Origin of the sequence: Parachitinimonas caeni, assembly GCF_030129945.1 — a bacterium.
Taxonomy (GTDB): domain Bacteria; phylum Pseudomonadota; class Gammaproteobacteria; order Burkholderiales; family Chitinimonadaceae; genus Parachitinimonas; species Parachitinimonas caeni.
In genome coordinates this window covers 1-3,631 of sequence record NZ_JARRAF010000093.1, presented here as the reverse complement: position 1 = coordinate 3,631, position 3,631 = coordinate 1, and the positions used below count along the sequence as shown (strand labels likewise).

Genomic DNA, 3,631 nt, shown 5'->3' with positions numbered 1-3,631 from the left:
TGAATCGATGGTAGAGCCAGACCGCATGGCCGATGATTTCAGCCGGGAAACGGTGGCGGTGGTAGAGATCCTTGTCCATGCCAACATCTTAACCTGCCGCCAAGTTCGAAGTTAACTTGTCAGTACCAAGGAAAATGCGGCACAAAAGATAAAGGACAAAGTAATTCATGGAACACCAGTGTTACCATGATTTTATTTTTAGTGCTACATATTGCAGACTGGTTTTCCTCTATGAGACGCCTGATTGTTAATTTTGCTATATTCCCATATTTGCTTGCTTTGGGAGTGTGTGCCAGTGCAGCAAATTACCCCACATGTGCCTGCTTGGATTATATAGCCAAAAGCGATATGAAAGCAGCGACTAAGGAATGTAATAAAAATTTGAAAGACGCGCAACGCAGTGGTAATAAGGCGCAAATTGCCATTGCTAAAAATAATATTGGAATGATGCTCTTTAGGCAAGGAGATTATATAAAGGCTGAGGAATTTTTTAGATTTGCTTTGGTAATGAGTCAGGAAGCCAATGGCCCAGAACATCCTTATGTTACAATTCCTATGAGCAATTTAAGTGTTCTTTATTTAAGGAATAAAAAAATTGATGAGGGTGGTTTATTGCTAGAAAAATCCTCCAAAATAGTGCAAAAATATTTTGGTGATAAGCCTAGTCAATTCAAAGTGGGAGTATTGGATGCTGCGGTAGCTTATAATATATATAAGAAATCTTTTGTGGATGCGGCAAGGGATGCAGAGGAAATTGTAGAATTAAACCAATTGCTCTATGGGGGTGAGAGTACAAAGGTTGCAGAGGCGAATTTGTTGCTGAGCATGGTATATGAGAAATCTGGAAACCATGAGTTGCAGTTGAAGTATGCCAAAGTGGCAGTTGATATTTACAGAAAGATTAATGATCTTCGAGGTAAAGCTTTGGCGTTGGTTGATGTGAGCGATGCTTTGTTGTATTTAGGAAAGACGCAGGATGCTTTACAAGAGTCTCAATTGGCGGTAGAAATTTTGAAAGCAGCACCTGTTGTATCGGCTCAGGATAGAATACGTGTGAATAGTGGTTTGGCTATGGCGTATCTGGCTATGAATCAATTGGATGAGGCTTTATCCTACTATACAACTGCATTGAGGTACTGTGATGCAAAGAGTGGTGCGGATGTTGATAATATTTTTGCTATTGAAGAAAGAAGAGCTTTTGTAAAATATAAAATGAAAAATTACGATGAGGCTGCGATAATTTATTTGCGCGCTTATGACCTTTATCCAAAGACAAGCAAATTTAGTGCTTTCGTGGCCCGGGATCTTGTTGAAAGACTAGTTTCTTCTTTAATGAGGTCAAAGAACTATATTAAGGCTTTAGTTTATTTTGATCATTTGCTGGATTTTCAGAGAGAGATTCTGGGGCGTGACCATATTACCGTTGGTTATACTTTGGGGCAAAAGGGTATAGCTCTGGGTAATTTGAAGAGGTGGGGAGAAACTGAAGAGGCAATGCAAGAGGCGTTGTCAATTCTAAAGAGGAATAATGCGTCAAGTGCCCATCAGATTGCCGTTATTGACTGGCTAATAATCGCCGCCAATGCTCTTGGTAAGAAAGATGAAGTAAGGAAATTTATAGGGGCTCAAGAAATTTTGAGGAAGAGTGAAGAAGTTACTAATAGTCCCTGACTGAGAAAACTCTGTAAATCGTTAGTGCCTGACCCGCTACACCGACCGCTTGGGCTTTGGCAACAACGCCGAATACGGCCCGCATGGCCGGGTCAGCCGCACCTTTGGTGACGACGGCAGCAACGAACTGCAGTTTGAGGTATTGACAACTTAATTTAGCCAAATTGCCATTGTCATATAATGGTGCGTAAAAGTTGCGCCAATCGCACCGCTTCCCCAATTCAGGCCGCAGCAAGGGCGTTGGTAATGATCTGCCACGTGAAAAAAGCCTTTTCACGCGCAGCGCGGACATCGACCCGACTGAGCAAATGGCGACGACAACGAAACAGGTTGTTGATGGGCCCGTGAGCGGACAGAAAGCGTTGAGCTTGTGTCGGCGATTTGAAGTGCCGCATCGGCTTCTCTTTCAGCCGGGTCGGCTGATGGGACACCTCTGCGCGGCTGTTCAAGCCCTTGTGCTGTCGGTGCTCAACCCCCGGCATGATGTCTTGTTTGGCCGCTGCGTAACGCTTGAGCTTGTCCGTAATCATGACGCGTGGCGCGTAGCACAAGCCCTTTAACAGCTTGCGCAGAAAGCGTTTTGCCGCATGACGGTTCCGGCGGCTTTGCACGAGGATGTCCAAGACATGGCCCGCCCGATCGACAGCCCGCCATAGATAGTGGCACTGGCCATTCATGGAAAGGTAGACCTCATCCAGATACCATTTACCCCCTCGCCTGGGGCGGCTAAGGCATAAGTTGTTGGCGTAGGCCTGACCGAATTTCAGGCACCATTGCCGGATCGTCTCGTTACTGACGAGCACGCCCCGTGAGGCCAGTAATTCCTCAATATCACGGAAGCTGAGGTTGAATCGATGGTAGAGCCAGACTGCATGGCCGATGATTTCAGCCGGGAAACGGTGGCGGTGGTAGAGATCCTTGTCCATGCCAACATCTTAACCTGCCGCCAAGTTCGAAGTTAACTTGTCAGTACCTAATTTCTTGATGGGGAATGATAAAAAATTTGGCGCAACTAAGCTAAATGAAGCCCTTAAGCAAAATCTGTTTATAACCAATAATGTGTCAGACATACTTACAATCACTGGCGCGCCTGTTATTCGAAAAGGTGGTAAATGATGAAGGCCATAGTTTTGGTGTTCCCTGGATGCTTTTCTTGCAAAGAAATTATTATCCCTGATAACTTGGATTGTGAATTGTTCACATCTAGCGAGTGCGATGAATTCTCTATTCTCACGAAAGGAGATGGAGTGTCTTTTAGGAAGGAGAAAAATCCATCAGCTTGCTATGGTGATGAAGAGATTGAAATGTTTGAAACAAAGTTAGTTGACCCTGTTTTTTGCTATGCATTCTTCTCTGATAATGCTTATTTAATAAAAATTTTATCTTTTCTTGTGGGGTGGGACGGATATATTGATAATGATCATGAATTAACTTGTAAGCTATCCGTGTTTTTGGAAGCAATACAAAATCATCCTGATTGGAATGCTTTATACTCATCAGAACTTCCAAAGATGTAAGGCAAAATACGATGCTGTCCTGACCGCACGCCTGCTAGTCATTTCCTGCTTCCTTTTCCCGGCTGATTTTTGACCGGGAGAAGGGATAAATTCAAAAACCAGCGAAAACCCCCCCGCAATTTCTTCTGGTTTCCGACTAAAAATGCAGCACAAGTCGTCTGATTTTGGTTATTTCGCCGCAACCACCCCTCCGAGTCTCCGGTCAGTGGAGTCATCGGGTTTGACTTGGGTTTTGTCGGGTTTTGGTTGGGATTTGAATTTGGCTAACGTCGTATTCGAACTCCCGTCAACAATCCTTCCCATGCTTCGAAATCCCGGCGATTTCAACTCTGAAGTGCAACACTATTTTTTAAGAGATTGATTTGTTGCTGAAAGACTTCTGCCGGGGTTTTGAATCCCAGGCATTTTCTGGGCCGATCATTCAATGCCCGGGCAATGTCGTT

3 protein-coding genes and 1 pseudogene are annotated in these 3,631 nt (G+C 44.3%); 2 read left to right on the top strand and 2 right to left on the bottom strand.

Annotation, left to right across the window (positions count from 1 at the left end):
* Positions 1-186: 186 nt before the first annotated feature.
* On the top strand, positions 187-1,671 hold the full coding sequence (locus tag PZA18_RS23575) for a tetratricopeptide repeat protein (RefSeq protein WP_284103345.1): 1,485 nt from the start codon (positions 187-189) through the stop codon (positions 1,669-1,671).
* Between the two features lie 221 nt (positions 1,672-1,892).
* Here the strand turns inward: PZA18_RS23575 and PZA18_RS23570 are convergent, their stop codons facing one another.
* Positions 1,893-2,597, bottom strand: a complete 705-nt coding sequence (locus PZA18_RS23570; RefSeq protein ID WP_284103344.1) for an IS6 family transposase — start codon at positions 2,595-2,597, stop codon at positions 1,893-1,895.
* Between the two features lie 186 nt (positions 2,598-2,783).
* Here PZA18_RS23570 and PZA18_RS23565 point away from each other — a divergent pair, with 186 nt between their 5' ends.
* Entirely contained in the window at positions 2,784-3,188 is a 405-nt protein-coding gene (locus PZA18_RS23565; RefSeq protein WP_284103343.1) for a hypothetical protein, read from the top strand.
* 323 nt (positions 3,189-3,511) lie between these two features.
* Here the strand turns inward: PZA18_RS23565 and PZA18_RS23560 are convergent.
* Positions 3,512-3,631: pseudogene (locus PZA18_RS23560) on the bottom strand (IS30 family transposase); the annotation flags it as partial.

Coding starts and splice junctions, on each gene's coding strand:
- PZA18_RS23565 (WP_284103343.1), top strand. CDS start 2,784: ATGATGAAGGCCATAGTTTTGGTGTTCCCTGGATGCTTTTCTTGCAAA.
- PZA18_RS23575 (WP_284103345.1), top strand. CDS start 187: ATGATTTTATTTTTAGTGCTACATATTGCAGACTGGTTTTCCTCTATG.
- PZA18_RS23570 (WP_284103344.1), bottom strand. CDS start 2,597: ATGGACAAGGATCTCTACCACCGCCACCGTTTCCCGGCTGAAATCATC.